The 14,381-nt window shown below is 68.0% G+C and carries 16 protein-coding genes and 1 pseudogene; 9 read left to right on the top strand and 8 right to left on the bottom strand.

Annotated elements, in window-relative coordinates:
* The first annotated feature begins 43 nt into the window (after positions 1-43).
* Entirely contained in the window at positions 44-496 is a 453-nt protein-coding gene (locus tag KR541_RS24050) for an SRPBCC family protein (RefSeq protein ID WP_089489557.1), read from the top strand.
* On the opposite strand, the gene speD is transcribed toward KR541_RS24050, so the two are convergent.
* From speD to KR541_RS24025, 5 genes are read right to left on the bottom strand one after another with little or no spacing between them, the layout of a single operon-like run.
* Positions 459-875: an adenosylmethionine decarboxylase gene (gene speD, locus KR541_RS24045; RefSeq protein WP_089489558.1), complete on the bottom strand. Its 417-nt coding sequence runs from the start codon at positions 873-875 to the stop codon at positions 459-461. The genes KR541_RS24050 and speD overlap by 38 nt on opposite strands.
* Positions 872-1,021 carry a hypothetical protein gene (locus tag KR541_RS24040; RefSeq protein WP_155291822.1) on the bottom strand — a complete coding sequence of 50 codons (150 nt, stop codon included), beginning with the start codon at positions 1,019-1,021 and terminating at the stop codon, positions 872-874. The genes speD and KR541_RS24040 overlap by 4 nt, the downstream gene beginning before the upstream one ends.
* Complete coding sequence (locus KR541_RS24035; RefSeq protein ID WP_050014961.1) at positions 1,018-2,532, bottom strand: DUF4178 domain-containing protein; 1,515 nt, start codon at positions 2,530-2,532, stop codon at positions 1,018-1,020. The genes KR541_RS24040 and KR541_RS24035 overlap by 4 nt, the downstream gene beginning before the upstream one ends.
* Before the next feature lie 9 nt (positions 2,533-2,541).
* On the bottom strand, positions 2,542-3,582 hold the full coding sequence (locus KR541_RS24030) for an SPFH domain-containing protein (RefSeq protein ID WP_050014959.1): 1,041 nt from the start codon (positions 3,580-3,582) through the stop codon (positions 2,542-2,544).
* Between the two features lie 27 nt (positions 3,583-3,609).
* Positions 3,610-3,996, bottom strand: coding sequence for a DUF350 domain-containing protein (locus KR541_RS24025; RefSeq protein WP_006480820.1), 387 nt, complete (start codon positions 3,994-3,996; stop codon positions 3,610-3,612).
* Positions 3,997-4,117: 121 nt separating this feature from the next.
* Here KR541_RS24025 and KR541_RS24020 point away from each other — a divergent pair, with 121 nt between their 5' ends.
* From KR541_RS24020 to KR541_RS37070, 5 genes and pseudogenes are all read left to right on the top strand, one after another.
* Complete coding sequence (locus tag KR541_RS24020; RefSeq protein ID WP_050014957.1) at positions 4,118-5,632, top strand: polyamine aminopropyltransferase; 1,515 nt, start codon at positions 4,118-4,120, stop codon at positions 5,630-5,632.
* A complete protein-coding gene (locus KR541_RS24015; protein WP_216089842.1) occupies positions 5,632-7,251 on the top strand; it encodes an FAD-dependent oxidoreductase in 1,620 nt (539 codons plus the stop codon). Before KR541_RS24020 ends, KR541_RS24015 begins: the two co-directional genes overlap by 1 nt.
* Positions 7,252-7,375: 124 nt before the next feature.
* The gene (locus KR541_RS24010) at positions 7,376-8,158 is read left to right on the top strand and encodes an N-acetylmuramoyl-L-alanine amidase family protein (protein WP_216089841.1); all 783 of its coding nucleotides are present in this window, start codon (positions 7,376-7,378) and stop codon (positions 8,156-8,158) included.
* Between the two features lie 54 nt (positions 8,159-8,212).
* Entirely contained in the window at positions 8,213-8,599 is a 387-nt protein-coding gene (locus tag KR541_RS24005) for a lysozyme inhibitor LprI family protein (RefSeq protein ID WP_216089840.1), read from the top strand.
* 114 nt (positions 8,600-8,713) lie between these two features.
* Positions 8,714-8,812, top strand: a pseudogene (locus tag KR541_RS37070) (GNAT family N-acetyltransferase); the annotation flags it as partial.
* 25 nt (positions 8,813-8,837) lie between these two features.
* Here the strand turns inward: KR541_RS37070 and KR541_RS24000 are convergent.
* From KR541_RS24000 to KR541_RS23990, 3 genes are all read right to left on the bottom strand, one after another.
* Entirely contained in the window at positions 8,838-10,184 is a 1,347-nt protein-coding gene (locus tag KR541_RS24000) for a glutamine synthetase family protein (RefSeq protein WP_124630676.1), read from the bottom strand.
* A gap of 157 nt (positions 10,185-10,341) precedes the next feature.
* Complete coding sequence (locus KR541_RS23995; protein WP_050014949.1) at positions 10,342-10,899, bottom strand: helix-turn-helix domain-containing protein; 558 nt, start codon at positions 10,897-10,899, stop codon at positions 10,342-10,344.
* 17 nt (positions 10,900-10,916) lie between these two features.
* On the bottom strand, positions 10,917-12,206 hold the full coding sequence (locus KR541_RS23990) for an NAD(P)/FAD-dependent oxidoreductase (protein WP_089489771.1): 1,290 nt from the start codon (positions 12,204-12,206) through the stop codon (positions 10,917-10,919).
* A gap of 76 nt (positions 12,207-12,282) precedes the next feature.
* Between KR541_RS23990 and KR541_RS23985 the strand changes: the two genes are divergently transcribed.
* The 3 genes from KR541_RS23985 to KR541_RS23975 all read left to right on the top strand — a co-directional run bounded on the left by KR541_RS23985 (position 12,283) and on the right by KR541_RS23975 (position 14,378).
* Positions 12,283-12,717, top strand: a complete 435-nt coding sequence (locus KR541_RS23985; protein WP_176017009.1) for a hypothetical protein — start codon at positions 12,283-12,285, stop codon at positions 12,715-12,717.
* A gap of 71 nt (positions 12,718-12,788) precedes the next feature.
* On the top strand, positions 12,789-13,937 hold the full coding sequence (locus KR541_RS23980) for an acyl-CoA dehydrogenase family protein (protein WP_175973497.1): 1,149 nt from the start codon (positions 12,789-12,791) through the stop codon (positions 13,935-13,937).
* Between the two features lie 36 nt (positions 13,938-13,973).
* A complete protein-coding gene (locus KR541_RS23975) occupies positions 13,974-14,378 on the top strand; it encodes a thioesterase family protein (RefSeq protein WP_050014941.1) in 405 nt (134 codons plus the stop codon).
* Positions 14,379-14,381: the final 3 nt, after the last annotated feature.

Here is a 14,381-nt window from a genome sequence, read left to right as displayed (position 1 = left end):
TACACTCGATTGCATTCCAATCCGAACCCTGGCGCGCGCGCTCATGAGGATCTCAGTCAGCCGGACCGTCGGCGTCGATCGCAGACGCCTCTTCACGTGGTCGCAGGATTACGCGCGGCGGCTCGTGTGGGATAGCTTCCTCATCGATGCCTATCTGCTCGACGGAACGACCGCCCATGTCGGCGTCGATGCGTTCTGCCGCAGCCAGTCGGGCGCGACGATGGTGTCGCGCTACATCTCGTACCGCCCGCCGCAGGTCGCCGCCGTCGAAATGGTCGACGGGCCGAAAGTGCTCCAACGCTTCAGCGGCAGCTGGAACTTCACCGAGCACACGCCCGGCATGACCGAAGTGAAATTCACGTACCACTTCCGCGCCCAGCCTGCCTGGCTGCGCTGGCTGCTCGAACCGCTGATCGGCGCGTTCTACCTCGTGCACACGCGCCGGCGTCTCGATTCGTTCAAGCGCTGGGCCGAAGCGGAAGCGCTGCCGCGCTGAGCGGCGCGCCGCCGCGCGCAACCTGCTGCCGTACCTGCGCCTGCGTGCCGAGCGCCGCGGCGATCGCATCGACCGCGTCGGCCGCGCGCGCCGCGCCGCACATGAACGCGTCGACGGCCGCGAAACGATGCTCGGGCCACGTATGGATCGTGATGTGCGATTCGGCGAGCAGCACGACGCCCGTCACGCCATGTTCGCCGCCGAAATGATGGAAATGCGCGCCGATCACGCGTGCGCCGGCCCGCAGCGCTGCTTCGGTGAGAATCGACTCGAGCCGAGCGGGGTCACGCAGCAGCGCCGCGTCGATGCCGGCCAGATCGGCCAGCACGTGCGAGCCGAACGTCGCGCGCGGTGGCGCGATCCCGTCGCGCGCGGTCATTTGTGCGACCCGTACGACGAGTAACCGCTGCGCGCCGACGAACTGCCCCAGCCGCTACCGCCCGACCCGCTGCCGCCGATCGATGCGCAGCTGAACAGCGTGACGACGATCAGGCCGTAGATGCCGTAAAGGATGTACCGGATCACGCGTTGCCCCCGTCCGACGCAAAGCGCGCCCACAGCCATTCCGGCAGCCACAGCACCAGCAGGCCGACCAGCACGTAGACGGAGCGTCCGGTGAACGAGAACAGCGAACCCAGGTTGAAGACCACGAGCAACGCGCTGAACATGAACGGCAGCGGCGCAAAACTGTGCGGCCCCTTCCTGCCGAACAGGCCCATCGATTCGGTGGCGCCCGCGGCAGCGGCGGTGGCCGTCGCCAGCGCCGGCGTGCCGAAACGCTCGGCGAGCGCGCTGCCCGTCAGCGGCCGCGCACGCGACCAGACGATCTCCGCGTCACTGCGCTCGCGCGTGAGCTTGTCCTTCTGCCAGCCGTAATCGATGATCGACGTGCGGTCGCCCGCCTGCACGCGCCAGTTGAATGCCCCGACCACGTAGACGACCTCCGATTCGTATTCCTCGCGCAAACGATAGGTCTTGCCGCCATCGGTCACGCTGGATTCGCCGCCGATCGTCGGCCAATGGTCGAGCACCTGCACGCGCTCCCAGCGCCCTTCGCTTTGCACCAGCCACAGGAAGCCGCGCTTCGGGTTCAGCAGCAGGTATTCGTCCCATGTCTCGGCGTCGCCCGGCACGCGGCAGCGCATCATGCCGATCACCGTGTACTTCACACCGTCGAACGTGCCGATCGCGCCGAGTTCGAGCGCGCCCTTCACCGATTCGAGCTTGCGCTGCGCCGCGAACACGGTCTGCTGCTCGGCCGTGCACTGCACGCCCGCATGGCAGTTGCCGCACACGACGTAGTCGGCCACGTTCGGCGCATAGGACAGTGGCGCACCGCAGCTCGGGCACGCGAACGGCACCATCTCCGCGCCGCGTTTCTCGCGCGTATCGTTTTCGGTATCGCGTAACCCCGTGAACGCGAGCGCATCGAATGCCAGCGCCTCGCCCGAATAGACGGCCGGGCTCCCGGCGTTCGACTCGGCGTCGGAATAGTCGTAGGTCGCGAATGCATTGCCGGTGCGCAGGTCGACGACGCGCGCTTCCCACCCGGCATCGACGCGGAACGGCAGCTCGCCGTCGCCGCCCGTGCAGCGTGCGGTACGCACGTCGGACACCAGATACGCGCGGCCGCCGTGGTCGATCCGCATGCCCGGCTCGAGCGTGCCGAATGCGGGCCACGCGGCGCCTGCCGCATCGTCGGGTTCGCGCACCGTGATCGCGTACTGGCCCGACGCATCCGACAGCCATCCGAACGCGCCGTCGTCGAACACGACGTACCATTCGCTCCACGCACCGGCGTCGTAGGTCATCTGGATGCGGCCGAGCACCGTGAACACGCGGCTACCGTAGCGCCCGGCCGTGCCGATCTGGATCGGCGATGCATCGTCGAGCACCGTGGCCAGTTCGCCGATGCGCTCGACGTCGGCGCCGCGCTTGAGCAGCGTGCTGCGGCAGAACGCGCAGACGGCCATCACCGCCGCGGCCGAGCGAAACTCGACCGGCGCGCCGCATTGGGGGCACGAGGTACGGAACATGCGCGACGCTTACCGCGTGAGCTTCGCGAGGATCTCGGCCTTCGCGCGCGAATAGTCGTCTTCGGTCACGAGGCCCTTGTCGAGCAGCGCCTTCAACTGCTCGAGCCGCTGCACGTAATCGGTGCCCTCGGCCGCTCCCGCGGCGATCGGCGCCGCGACGGGCGCGGGCGGCGCAGCCTGCGCCGGTTGTGCGGCGCCCGCGATCTGGCCGGCCATCGCCTGCCCGATTGCCGCCCCGGCGGCCAGCCCCGCGCCGACCCCGGCGATGCCGCCCGGGTTTTGCGCGGCGAGCGGAATCGCCTGCGCGGTCTGGTATTGCGTGGCGCGCGCGAGATCGCCGGCCATCCCCGCTCCGATCCGCAGGTCGAGCGCCTTTTGCAGCTCGGCCGGCAGCGACACGCTCTCGACCGCGAACGCGTCGAGCGCAAGCCCGTAGCGCGTGAACACCGGCACCAGCGCGTCGGCCACACGCTGCGACAGCAGCGACTGGTTCGCGGCCATGTCGACGAACGGCACGTCGGCCGAGCCGAACGTCGTGCTCATCGCGGTGACGACCAGGTTGCGCAGTTGCTGCTCGAGATCGTCGACCGTATAGGCCGCGCGCGTGCCGCTGACCTCGCGATGGAATGCGGCCGCATCGACGATCCGGTACGAGTAGATGCCGAACGCGCGCAGTTGCACGAAGCCGAATTCGCGATCGCGGATCGTCACCGGCTGCGCGGTGCCCCAACGCCGGCCCAGCTGCAGCCGCGTGCTGAAGAAGTAGACGTCCGACTTGAAAGGCGACTGAAAGAATTTATCCCAGTTCTTCAGGTTCGTGAGCACCGGCAGCGTGCGCGTTTCCAGCGTATAGAGCCCAGGCTGGAACACGTCGGCGACCTTACCCTCGTTGACGAAGATCGCGACCTGCGTTTCGCGCACGGTCAGCTTGCCGCCGTACTGGATTTCCTGGTCTTCCATCGGATAGCGCCAGGCCAGTACGCCGTCGGTGTCTTCCGTCCATTGCAGGACGTCGATGAACTGCTTGCGGATGAATGAACCCAGACTCATGTCGGTCTCCTCGAAACGCGTGGCGCGTCAGGTCAGGCAGGCGGCATTGATAATGCCGACGACGAGCGACGCGGTGCCCATCAGGCCGCCCATCGCGACGTTGCGATCCTCGATCGCATGATTCATGCCGGGCATCACGCGCGTCAGCACCGCATAGGTGATCAGTTGCACGATCATCGCGCCGACGGCCCAGATCACGACTTCGCCGAGCGTGGAATTGTGCGCGATGCTGGACGCGAGCGTCAGGCAGAAACCGATCAGCGCGCCGCCGAACGACAGCGTCGCGGCCGCGTTGCCGTCGCGGATCAGCGCGAGTTCGTCGAACGGGGTGACCTTCAGGTACACTGCCGCGAACACAAGAAGCAGCACGAACGCCGACAGTAAATGAACCGCATAAAGATAGGCACTATTCATTCTTTTCCTCGGATTTTGTGCTCGGTTCGCCGCCCCGTCGCCGGTCGGCCCGCACGGGGCCGCCAGACGAAAATCCGCGCCAGTATATCCACATTGCCGAACACTGCACAACGGATGCGCGATGCTGCATAAGCGTGCGCTCGTCCTGTCGATTCTCGTGCTCGCGTCGTGCGGGCTCGGCTACGAACTGATCAGCAGCGCGCTGTCGAGCTACCTGCTCGGCGATTCGATCCTGCAGTTCTCGTCGGTGATCGGCTGCTACCTGTTCGCGATGGGGATCGGCTCGTGGCTCGCGAAGTTCGTCGAGGACGACGACGTGCTCGACCGCTTCGTCGACATCGAGCTGCTCGTCGGCCTGCTCGGCGGCGTATCGGCCGCGCTGCTGTTCGTCGTGTTCGCCTGGCTCGCCGCACCGTTTCGCGCGGCGCTTTACGCACTGGTGCTCGCGCTCGGCCTGCTGATCGGGATGGAGATTCCGCTCGTGATGCGCGCGTTCCAGCAGCGCCGCCAGGCGTTCCGCCATACCGTCAGCGAGGTGCTGACCTTCGACTATCTCGGCTCGCTCGCCGTGTCGCTGATCTTCCCGCTCGTGCTCGCGCCGCGTCTCGGCCTGCTGCGCACGAGCTTCCTGTTCGGTCTCCTGAACGCATTCGTCGCGTTGTGGACGACGCACCTGTTCCGCGACGAAATCCGCAACGTGCGCGGCAAGCTGATGCGCGCGTCGCTCGTGATCGGGCTGCTGATCGCCGGGTTCGCGCTGTCGGAGCGCATCACGCACTGGGCCGAGCACGGCGTATACGGTGACGAGACGATCTATTCGGAAACGACGCCGTACCAGCGCATCGTGCTCACGCAGTGGCACGACGACATGCGGCTGTACCTGAACGGCAACCTGCAATTCTCGTCGCGCGACGAGCACCGCTATCACGAAGCGCTGATCCATCCGGCCATCGAGGCGCTGCCGTGGGCGAAGCGCGTGCTCGTGCTGGGCGGCGGCGACGGCCTCGCGGTGCGCGAACTGCTCAAGCACCGCCATCTCGAACGGATCACGCTCGTCGATCTCGATCCCGCGATGACGAAGCTGTTCTCGACGTCCGCGCCGCTCGTCAAGCTGAACCAGGGCGCGCTGAAGGACCCGCGCGTGCAGGTGATCAACGACGACGCGGTGCGCTGGCTCGAATCGAATGCCGACGTGTATGACGCGATCGTCGTCGACTTCCCCGATCCGACCAACTTCGGGCTCGGCCGCCTGTATTCGGTGCCCGTATTCCGGCTGCTCGCGCGGCACCTGTCGGAGAACGGCTACACGGTGATCCAGTCGACGTCGCCGTATTTCGCGCCGCATGCGTACTGGACCATCATCGCGACGCTGCGCGAAGCCGGGTTCAACACGTGGCCGTACCACTGCTACGTGCCGTCGTTCGGCGACTGGGGCTTCGTGATCGCCGGCAAGCGCCGCGATTTCACGGTGCCGACGCACTACTCGGTGCCGACGCGCTGGCTCGATCCGCAAACGGCCGCCGAGATGTTCCACTTTCCGGCCGACATGCCGGCGCTGCCGATGTCGCCGAACGAACTCAACGACCAGCCGCTCGTGCGCCGCTTCGACGACGACTGGAAGCACGTACTGCGCTGATGGACCGTCGCACGTTCCTCGTCGCGTCGGCGGCCGCGTCGCTCGCCGCCTGCGGCCGCACCGGCTGGATCGAGACGACGCCGCGCATCGACTACCCCGGCATGCGCGAAGGCCACGCGCTGCGCGACCATGCCACGCTGCCGCCGCCGTCCGGCACGATCGAGACGGACGTCGCGATTCTCGGCGCCGGCGCGGCCGGGCTGTCGTGCGCATGGCAGCTCGCGCGCGCCGGCCATACGCGCTTCACGGTGCTCGCCGGCCCCGAATTCGGCGGCAACGCGGCCGGCGGGCGCTTCGGCGAACTCGGCTATCCGAAGGGCGCGCACTACCTGCCGCTGCCGTCGCTCGAGTCCGTGCATCTGCGCGACATGCTCGCCGATCTCGGCGTGATCGAATCCGCGCCGTTCTCTGCGCGCCCCGTCTACGACGAGCGCGCCCTCGTCCATGCACCCGACGAACGGCTGTTCATCGGCGGGCAGTGGCAGGACGGCATCGTGCCGACCGCCGGCCTCGATGCCGACGAACTCGCACAGCAAGCGCACTTCTTCGCGTACACGGACGGGCTGCGCACCCCGCGCGGCGCCGACGGCCGCAAGGTGTTCTGCATCCCGATCGCGGAATCGTCGCGCGACCCGCGCTGGCGCGCACTCGACCGGCGCTCGTTTCGCCAGTGGCTGCGCGACGAGGGCTATACCGCGAAGGCGCTGCACTGGTATCTGGACTATTGCTGCCGCGACGACTACGGCGCCGGTTACGAGCACGTCTCCGCATGGGCCGGGCTGCACTATTTCTCGTCGCGCGGCGGCCATGCGGGCGACGCGGGCGACGGCGCGGTGCTGACCTGGCCCGACGGGCTGCACACGATGGTGACGAAGCTGAGTGATTCGATCGCCGCGCGCACCGGCTCGAACGCATGGTCGCGGGACGGCTTCGCGGTGCGCGCGACCGAACGTGCGGGCGGCGTCGACGTGCTGTGCGCCCGCGTCGGCCGCGACGGCGCGCTGTCGACGTTCATGCTGAAGGCGCGCCGGGTCGTTTCCGCGATGCCGCTGTTCGTCGCGGCGCGCGTGTTTCCTCAGATACACGCATACGGCTTCGATCCCGCGCGCGATCTGCCGCCGCGCGCGCCGTGGCTCGTGTCCAATTTCCTGCTCGACGGCATGCCGGCCGAGGAAGCCGGCGTACCGCTCGCGTGGGACAACGTCGTCTACGGCGGCGCGGGGCTCGGCTATGTCGTGTCGACGCACCAGTTGATCCGGATGTCGCCGCCGACGCGCTCCGTCTTCTCCGCCTATCAGGCATTGAGCACGCAAACGCCGGACGATACGCGCCGCTGGCTCGCGCAGGCGAAGCCCGACGCGTTGCGCGAGCAGGCGGCAATCGACCTGCAGGCCGTGTACGGACGCGAGCTGTGGAAGCATGCGACCGCACTCGAGATCACCGTGCGCGGCCATGCGATGGCGACACCCGACGTCGGCTTCCTGAGCCGACCGGGGCTGCTCGCGCTGCGCGATGCCGACGGCCCCGTCGTATTCGCGCATGCCGACCTGTCCGGGCTGTCGCTGTTCGAGGAAGCGTCGTACTGGGGTATGCTGGCGGCCCGGCGCGTGCTGGCCTGACAACCGCCGTTCGTCATTGCGGCGTCGCCGCCACCCGCTATAATCGCGCGACATTCCGACTGCATAGAGCAGGCCGACGGTGGCGCGCCGTTCGACGCGCCGACCGCCCTTCTCGACAACAACAATGACGAACCGAACCTTCCGACGCCTTCGCCCGCTGGTGCGCGCCGCCGCGCGCGTGCTCGCGTGCGCCCCGCTGCTCGGCGCACCGCTGGCGCTGCACGCGGCCGATGCCGCCGTTGTCCGCGGCGCTTCCGGGACCTCCGTAACCGAGCCCGCGAGCGGGCGCTACATCGTCGTCGACACCGGCCATACGCCCGCGCGTCCGGGCTCCACCGGCGCGAGCGGCCGCGTCGAATACCTGTACAACCTCGACCTGTCCGGCGCGGTCGCCGACACACTCGCCGCGCACGGCGACCGCGTGCTGCGCACGTCGGCGGACGGCCGCGAGATCGCGCTCGATCGGCGTTCGACGCAGGCGCCCGACGCGAACCTGTTCGTGTCGATCCATCACGACTCGATGCAGCAGCAGTTCATCGACGCGGGCCGGCAGCGCGAATTCCGCGGCTTCTCGGTGTTCGTGTCGGAACGCAATCCGCACTATGCGGAAAGCCTGCGTTGCGCGAAGGCGATTGCCGAGCGGCTGGTCGCGGCCGGCGAACGGCCGTCGCTGTATCACGCGCAGCCGATCAAGGGCGAGAACCGCCCGCTGATCGACCCGCCACTCGGCATCCACCGCTTCGACGATCTCGTCGTGCTGCGCACCGCGCCGATTCCGGCCGTGCTCGTCGAAGCCGGCGTGATCGTCAATCCGGACGAGGAAGCGCGGCTCGCGCGGCGCGAGACGATCCAACGCCTGTCCGCCGCGATCGCGGGCGGCATCGACGCGTGTACGACACCCCGATAAACGACGGTATCGCCCGTCGGATTCACCGGTTTTCACCCCGTCAGGAGACTCACCATGAAGAAGAATCTGCTCGCATCCTGTGCGCTGCTCGCGCTTGCCGTTCCGTTCGCCGCGCACGCGGCCGGCTGCGGGAAGCCGCGCAGCGCGTTCGACCAGGTGTATTGCACGAGCACGCAGTTCTCGCAGTCCGACCGAGATCTCAACGACGAATACGGCCGGCTGCGCAAGCAACTGAGCGGCGATCAGCAGGCGACGCTGAAGGCCGGCCAGCTCGCTTGGCTGAAACAACGCGACACGCAGTGCAGCGAGACGCGCGGCAGCAGCTACCTCGTCGATATCCAGTGCGCGAACGACATGACGCAGTCGCGGCTGTCGTTCCTGCGCGAGCGTGAGCGCGAATGCTCGAGCACCGGGTGCGTGACGTCGAAGCTCGGGGAGTAAGGGCGTCGAGCATGCCATGCCGCGAAGCCGCTTCGCGGCATGCGTTCTCCGAAGTCTTCGATGACCCGATCGACTACTTTTTCATCGGCGATCTTCTGCCGCTGAAACGTTATCTACGAACGCGAAGGTTTCGTCGCCGAACGCGACATCAAGGCCTTCGAGATCGACGGTACGCCGATCGAGGAAGTGCACTACTGGCGCGCACTCCCGTAGCCGGCTGCGTCGACGCGCGCGGCCATCACAGAAACCACCGATACTCCCGCGCGCCGATTTCGTTGCGAAAATCCAGTTCCTCCTGCCGCTTGTTCTCGCAATACACCATCACGAACTCGCCGCCGAGCCCTTCGCGCACGGCCGGATGATCCTGCATCGCGGCGACCGCCGACAGCATCTCCTGCGGAAAATCGATGCCGCTGCCGCGATCGTCGTTGAGCGGCGCGATCGGCTCGAGCCGCGCATCGAGCCCGTGCTCCATCCCGCTCAGGATCGCCGCCAGCACCAGGTACGGGTTCGCATCCGCGCTCGCGAGCCGGTGCTCGATCCGCAGGTTGCGTGCGTCCGATTCCGGAATCCGGATGCACGCGTCGCGATCCTCGAAGCCCCAGCTCGCGCGGCTCGCCGCGTTCACCATCGACCCGTAGCGCCGGAACGCATTGTGGTTCGGCGCAAACACCGGCATGCAGTGCGGCAGCAGCGCGAGGCAGCCGGCCACCGCGTGCCGCAACGGCCGCTGCCCGTCGGCCGCAAGCACGTTGCGCCCCGCGTCGTCGTACAGGCTCACGTGCACGTGCATCCCGCTGCCCGGCGCATGCAGGTACGGCTTGCCCATGAAGCTCGCGCGATAGCCATGCCGCAACGCGACGCCGCGCGTGCTGCGACAGAACAGCGCCGACCAGTCGGCCGCGCGCAGCGCGTCGTCGGTATGCCCGAAATTGATCTCGAACTGGCCGGGCCCGAGCTCGGCGGTGATCACCGTCGCATCGACGCCCTGTTCGCACGCGGCGTCGACCATCTCGTGCAGCACGTCGGAGAAGCGCGACAGGCGCTCGATATGCATGTTCGGCTGATCGTCGCGGTCATCGCTCAGGCGATCGCGCGGATACTGTGGCATGCCTTGCTCGAGCTGCGCGGCGAACAGGTAGAACTCGAGCTCGAATGCGACGACCGGCCGGATGCCGCGCGCCGTGAACCGCCGCAGCACGCGCGCGAGCACCTCGCGCGGCTCGAATTCGATCGGCGAATCGGTGCCGTCGGAGCTGATCAGCATCTGCGCGAGCGGCTGCCGTTCCCAGCGCACGGGCTTCAGCGTGCCGGGGATCAGGCGGCGCGGCGCATCGGGATCGCCGTCGTTGAAGCAGTAATCGCCGATCTTGTAGAGGCCGCCCTGCGTGCCGAGCAGCACGCAGTTCTGCGGCAGCTTCAGCAGCGAGCCCGACGCGACTTTTTCGAGCGCGTCGATCGGATAGCGCTTGCCGTAGAAATGCCCGGGCAGGTCGAGGCAGATCAGGTCGACATAACGGATCTCGGGGTGCGCCTGCCGGAACGCGCGGACTTCACTGACCAGCGCGGGAACGACGTCAGCCATGTCTCATCCTTTCCATGTCTTGTAGGGCGGTGCCGCAACGCGGCGAACCGGATTCATGCGGCACACGGCGCAGCGCAAGCCGCAAATCACTCAGTAATGCAAACAGACTGCACGGCGCGGCGGCCTCCGACGCCGCCCGCCCCGCCGACCACTCGGCTCAGGTGAATACCCAGATCACGCGCGTCGGCGCGTCGGTCAGGTTCGCATACCGGAAGCGCTTGTGCGCGGGAAGCTGAAACGCATCGTTCGGGCCAAGCGTGACGTGCGTGTCGTCGCCGTCGAGCCAGATCGTCAGTTCTCCTTCGAGCACGAAGCCGCCCTGCTCGTCGCTGTCGTCGACCGGGCGCTCGCCGCTGCTCGCGCCCGGCCCGAGATGGCTTTCGAGGATCGAGAAGCGCGACCGCATGTTCGGCGACACGAGGATGTCGGTAATACCATTCGCGTAATACACGGTGCGCCGCTCGCCGGGCCGCGTGACCCACGGCACGCTGCGCGGTTTGCTGAGGCTGTAGAAATACGTGGTCGGCACGCCGAGCGCCTCGCCGATCGCGGTGAGATCCGCGACCGTCGGACGCGACAGCCCGCGCTCGACCTGCGACAGAAAGCCGACCGAGCGGCCGATCCGTTCGGCGAGATCGTTCAGCGTGACCTTGCGATGCTTGCGCAGGTCGCGGATCAGGATCGCCAGACTTTCTATCTCTTCCTGTTCGTTCATGATGGATTCCGGTGCAATCAAACGGTATCGCGCAGGCGGTACCAGGCCTTGCCGATCGCCTCCAGCGGCGCGGCCAGCCGGTCGCCGCCGGGAAAGCGCGGGTTGCGGATGCGCTGGTACTGCGCGAGCAGGTGTGCGTCGCCGAGCACGGCGTCGGCCACCGCGCGCGCACCGGCGAGCGTCGGCAGCACGCCGTGCCCCGAAAAGCCCTGCAGCCAGAAGCGCTGCCCGTGGCGACCGATGTCCGGCGTGCGACGCATGCTGATGTCGATGTGACCGCCCCACGCGTAGTCGAGCGGCACGCCGGCCAGTTGCGGAAACACGCGTTCGAGATGCGGGCGCGTCGCCGCCGCGATATCGGCCGGAATGCCGCCGAGATACGTGCAGCCGCCGCCGAACAGCAGCCGGTTGTCGGGGCTCAGGCGGAAATAGTCGGGCACGAACTGGTTGTCGATCACGCAACTGTTGCGCGGCAACAGCGCATGCGCGACGTCGGGCGCGAGCGGCGCCGTTGCGACCTGGTACGTGCCGACCGGCAGCAGCCGGCGCGCGAGGTCGCGATCGAGCCGGTCGACGTACGCATTGCACGCGAGCACCAGCACGTCCGCCCGCACTTCGCCGTGCGCCGTGCGCGCGACGTGGCCGCCGGCCGTCTCGCGGCAGTCGAGCACGCGGCTCTGTTCGAAGATGCGGCCGCCCGCGCACTCGATCGTCTGCGCGAGGCCGAGCGCGAGCTTCAGCGGGTTCAGGTGGCCGGCCTCGGGATCGTGAAGCGCGGCGAGATAGCGCGTGCCACCGATCCATTCGGGCATCTCGTCGCGGCCGATCACGCGCAGCCGGTCGTAGCCCCACCGCTCGGCGGCCTCGTCGCGCGCCTGCGCCAGCATCGCGACGCGCCGCGGCCGCACCGCGGCCCACAGGCTGCCGGGCCGGTAGTCGATGTCGAAACCATGCCGGGCCGGCAGTTCGCGCACCTCGGCCGCCGCCCAGCGCATGCTGTCCCACAGCAGCCGCGCGCCGTCGCGGCCGAGCGCATCCTCGAGCGGCTGCATGTCGCACGACCAGCCGAGCAGCGCCTGTCCGCCGTTGCGGCCCGATGCGGCCCATGCGACGCGGCTCGCTTCGAGCATGACGACGCGCTTGCCGGCAAGCGCGAGCCGCAGCGCCGTATGCAGCCCGCTGAAGCCCGCGCCGACGACCAGCACGTCGGCATCGATGCGTTCGTCCAGCGCCGGCCGATGCGGGATCGGCGTCGGGTAGGTGCCGGCGTAATAGCTTGCGACGTGACGGTCGGACTGCATGAACATGCGGATTTCCGTGAAAATTACACCGGTAAATTTCATGAAAAACTAGCATGACAATTTCACGGAAGCAAGGCCGGGCATGATTTCACCGATCGTCGGCGCGACGGGGTCGGGCCTTTCGGATCGTCTGACGGTTTATTTGTCGCGCGCTCCACCGACGCCTGCCCGCCGCCCGGCAGGTGTGACGGCAACGAAACGAGCATCGGGAATTCGACACGAACGCATTCCCCGCCATCCTAATGATATGGACTGCGAATTCAATCGAATCGACCTGAACGACGAAGCATTGGCAATCCCACCGCGTGTCGCCCCACCACCGACACGCGATCGTCTTCCGTCATCGAAGCGCCGCGATACCGCCGACGACGACATGGCTGGACTGCCATCGCTCGCGCCGATGCGCGCGACGGGCATCACGATCACGTCCGCGTCCGGCAATCGCGCTCCGCCGCCCATCGCAACCCCGCTTGCACTCGAATCATCCGCCGCCGCACGCCGCGTCGAAGTGCAATAACTGACAGTTTCTCGCCCGGGGGCTTTTCATTAGATTGGCGACACGATCCATGCAAAGTCTCGCGCCCCGACATGACTCTCACCGCCTGCGAAGCACAGCACACGACGACCGCCGCATACCGGGACATCGCCGAACGCCATGCGCGGTCCGCCCCTTGCGGCGCCTTCCATCGCGATGCGTGGGATGCCTTGTCCGACGCGGGACTGTGGCGCGTGCCGGTGCCGCGCGAACTCGGCGGCGCGGGCGGCACGTGGCACGACTTCGTCGATGCGTTCGAAGCGGTCGCCGCGGCGCTGCGCTCCGTCGGCTTCGCGATGGCGCTCGCGAATCAGGCGACGCTGATTCGCGCGCTCGTCGCATACGGTTCCGACGCGCAGCGCACGCGGCATCTGCCGTCGCTGCTGTCCGGCGCGATCGGCGCCACGGCGATCTCCGAGAAAGGTACCGGCACCGAAGTGCGCGCGCTCGAAACGTGCCTCGTTCGCGACGGCGACCACTACCGGCTCGACGGCCACAAGTACAACATCAGCCACGCGCCCGAAGCGCGCCTGATGATGATCGTCGCGACCCTGACCGGCGACGGCAAGCCGGCCACCGCGCTGGTGCTGATCGATCCCGAACGCGCGGGCGTGCAGCGCAGCGCCCCACAGGCGACGTTCGGCGTCGCGGATCTTCCGATCGGCGACGTCGCGCTGTCCGGCGTGCGCGTCGATGCCGACGAACTGCTCGGCACGCCCGGCGACGGGCTGCGCCTGCTGATGGACATCGCGTCGATGAATCGCGCGCTGTTCGGCCTGCTGTGCGCGAACGTCACCCAGCCGTTTCTCGCCGACGCGCTTGCGCACGCCAGCGCCCGCAAGACGCTCGGCGTCGCGCTGGACGCGCATCAACACGTGCAGCGCCGGCTGGTCGACGTCCAGGTCGGCATCGAACGCACCCGCTGGACGGCACGCGCGGCGCTCGACCTGCTCGTCGCGCAGCGTCCCGAGGCGCTCGCGAACTGCTCGATCGCGAAGCTCGCGGGCGCGCGCGATCTCGCGCAGGCCGCGCTGCACCTGCTCGCGATTCACGGCAGCGACGGCTACCGGCGCGGGCCGCTCGCCACCTTCGTCGCCGACGCGCTCGCGATGGGCTCGGCCGGCGGCACCGAGGAAATGCACTACCGCAACATCTTCAGCCAGATGCAACGCCGCGCGGCCGCCACGGCGCGCGCGGCGTGACCGCACACCCTTCCCTCACCCGTTCAGGAGTTGCCCTTGACTATCCAGACTGGCCTGCGTGCCCGCGCCACCCACCGCGTCGACACGATTTCGCTCGCCGATCAATGGGGCGGCGAAGCGCACGCGCTCGCGAGCCCGATCATGATCATCTTCATCGAACAGACCTGCATGCAGGCGACCGACCATCTGCTGCCGGCCGGGCAGATGACGGTCGGCTACAACTTCGAGATCAAGCATCTCGCACCGACGCCGCCCGAATGGGAAGTGACGGTCGATGCCGAACTGATCGAGGTCGACGGCCGCATGATGACGTACCGGGTCGAGGTGCGCGACGCGGTGGGCGTCGTCGGCGAAGGCGTGCATACGCGCTGCGCCGTGAGCCGCGACGGCTTCCACCGCCGCCTGGAAGAGCGGCGCGACAGCGCGGCGCTCGCCCGCTAACGA

Origin of the sequence: Burkholderia sola (assembly GCF_905400185.1) — a bacterium.
Classification (GTDB): domain Bacteria; phylum Pseudomonadota; class Gammaproteobacteria; order Burkholderiales; family Burkholderiaceae; genus Burkholderia; species Burkholderia sola.
This window is presented reverse-complemented; position numbering and strand designations above follow the sequence as displayed.

What these genes read in the sequence shown, in the direction of transcription:
- KR541_RS24005 (WP_216089840.1), top strand. Translation starts at nt 8,213, where the DNA reads ATGAAGAAGAATCTGCTCGCATCCTGTGCGCTGCTCGCGCTTGCCGTT.
- KR541_RS24015 (WP_216089842.1), top strand. Translation starts at nt 5,632, where the DNA reads ATGGACCGTCGCACGTTCCTCGTCGCGTCGGCGGCCGCGTCGCTCGCC.
- KR541_RS24025 (WP_006480820.1), bottom strand. Translation starts at nt 3,996, where the DNA reads ATGAATAGTGCCTATCTTTATGCGGTTCATTTACTGTCGGCGTTCGTG.
- KR541_RS24050 (WP_089489557.1), top strand. Translation starts at nt 44, where the DNA reads ATGAGGATCTCAGTCAGCCGGACCGTCGGCGTCGATCGCAGACGCCTC.
- KR541_RS23995 (WP_050014949.1), bottom strand. Translation starts at nt 10,899, where the DNA reads ATGAACGAACAGGAAGAGATAGAAAGTCTGGCGATCCTGATCCGCGAC.
- KR541_RS23990 (WP_089489771.1), bottom strand. Translation starts at nt 12,206, where the DNA reads ATGTTCATGCAGTCCGACCGTCACGTCGCAAGCTATTACGCCGGCACC.
- KR541_RS24030 (WP_050014959.1), bottom strand. Translation starts at nt 3,582, where the DNA reads ATGAGTCTGGGTTCATTCATCCGCAAGCAGTTCATCGACGTCCTGCAA.
- speD (WP_089489558.1), bottom strand. Translation starts at nt 875, where the DNA reads ATGACCGCGCGCGACGGGATCGCGCCACCGCGCGCGACGTTCGGCTCG.
- KR541_RS24020 (WP_050014957.1), top strand. Translation starts at nt 4,118, where the DNA reads ATGCTGCATAAGCGTGCGCTCGTCCTGTCGATTCTCGTGCTCGCGTCG.
- KR541_RS23980 (WP_175973497.1), top strand. Translation starts at nt 12,789, where the DNA reads ATGACTCTCACCGCCTGCGAAGCACAGCACACGACGACCGCCGCATAC.
- KR541_RS24010 (WP_216089841.1), top strand. Translation starts at nt 7,376, where the DNA reads ATGACGAACCGAACCTTCCGACGCCTTCGCCCGCTGGTGCGCGCCGCC.
- KR541_RS24035 (WP_050014961.1), bottom strand. Translation starts at nt 2,532, where the DNA reads ATGTTCCGTACCTCGTGCCCCCAATGCGGCGCGCCGGTCGAGTTTCGC.
- KR541_RS23985 (WP_176017009.1), top strand. Translation starts at nt 12,283, where the DNA reads ATGATTTCACCGATCGTCGGCGCGACGGGGTCGGGCCTTTCGGATCGT.
- KR541_RS24000 (WP_124630676.1), bottom strand. Translation starts at nt 10,184, where the DNA reads ATGGCTGACGTCGTTCCCGCGCTGGTCAGTGAAGTCCGCGCGTTCCGG.